This is a genomic window from Paenibacillus sp. NRS-1782 (assembly GCF_050467685.1).
Taxonomy (GTDB): domain Bacteria; phylum Bacillota; class Bacilli; order Paenibacillales; family Paenibacillaceae; genus Paenibacillus; species Paenibacillus terrae_A.
Window position 1 is genome coordinate 1 of the sequence record NZ_JBITPH010000097.1, and the last position, 1531, is coordinate 1531.

The following is a 1531-nucleotide window of genomic DNA, read 5'->3' on the forward strand; positions in this document are numbered from 1 at the left end:
TAAAATAATCTTGTAAAACAACATTTTTATAGGATACTTCATCTTTTACATCCCACCACGAAGCATCAAAATGGTGTACTGCTAAATTTTTACCATCATATACATCAATGGTTAGTTTATTTGCAGGATAAATTTTAACATTATCCTTCAAGGTCTGCATCTTCCCATTTAATTTTATGTTATAGTCTTTTTTCAACAATCCTGTAAGACGAATTACAATATTGTTACTCATATTGTACGTCCCATCTTCCTTTTTAAATGTGTCGTGCTGATACGTCTCCAACCATTTTCTTGCTAACTCAAAGCCTGGTATTCCTCCAAAAATAGCCGCATTGATATTATCTTTCGTTTCAAAAGCAAAAAAGAAATTACTTATTCTTAAGGAGTCAAGAGGGGCCTTAAGCTCTACGTCCGTGTCCATATAGAACCCCCCTTGTTCATGTATCACCTTAATTCGAAAATAATCTGCTACAAATGCCCATTTCTTCGCCTCGTACGCCTCTTTTACAAATTGGCTTTCATTAATGTCACAATTACTTTCATTCCATTCCACAATTTCATATCCGCCTGCATGCTTTTTCCAAGATTCTATGCAACGTTCAATTAATTCACTCTTCTGTCCATGCCCAAACCAGAAATAATGTAGCTTCTTAGGAATTAATTTCATCTGAAATAAGTCATTTATCGACTTACTTCGTATACTCTTTTGATAGTACTCATTCTTTTGAAATAGCTCCTGGTTCTGATAGGCGTATTCCAAAAAATCATCCGCAAATGCTGGCTTGAATTCTATAAATGTAACTATACTCTTATATACTGCAAATACTGCTTCTCTCCTGTAATTAGCGTGAGCGTTATCTAGTACCCGTTGCCAAGAGCTAATTACATCCTTTGTTCTTTCATCTGCACTATAAGTGATTGAGCCACTTCGCTGTCTATAATTATACAAAGCTAATTCCAAATATCCCACACTATGAGCATAGGAAAGTAAGATTGGAGTCGTTCCGATATCTTCATACCATCCATCAGTAAACTCAGCTATCTGAAAAAATTTCCTGTGATATAATTTGTTGCAGGCTGTTGCCGGGTCAATTGAATTAATAACGATTTCCTGGGGATTGAAATGTACTCCCCTAAACCCTTTGGCTACATGACCTGTTTCCCATCCATCCTGTACGACCATAAAGTCACATAAAACGATATCATGTCCTTGTTGAGTCATCCCATACATCGCTTCAAACATCTTCCGATCTACCCAGTCATCCGAATCTACAAATCCGATGTATTCCCCTTTAGCAAATTTCAGTCCATAATTACGCGTATCACCCAATCCACCGTTGGGTTTTGTCATTGACACAATCTTGCCAGGGTATGCTACTTCAAATTCTTTTATGATTCCGAATGATTGGTCCGTACTCCCATCATTCACCACAATAATTTCAATACTTTCTAGTGTTTGACTAACTAATGACTCCAAACATTTCCGCAGGTATTTCTCTACATTATAAACTGGTACAATAACTGATACCTT

1 protein-coding gene is annotated in these 1531 nt (G+C 36.5%); it reads right to left on the minus strand.

What is annotated here, in order from left to right; all coding sequences use genetic code 11:
* The coding region (locus ACIFQM_RS24605) for a glycosyltransferase (RefSeq protein ID WP_430066363.1) at positions 1-1531 on the minus strand (1531 nt) is incomplete at both ends.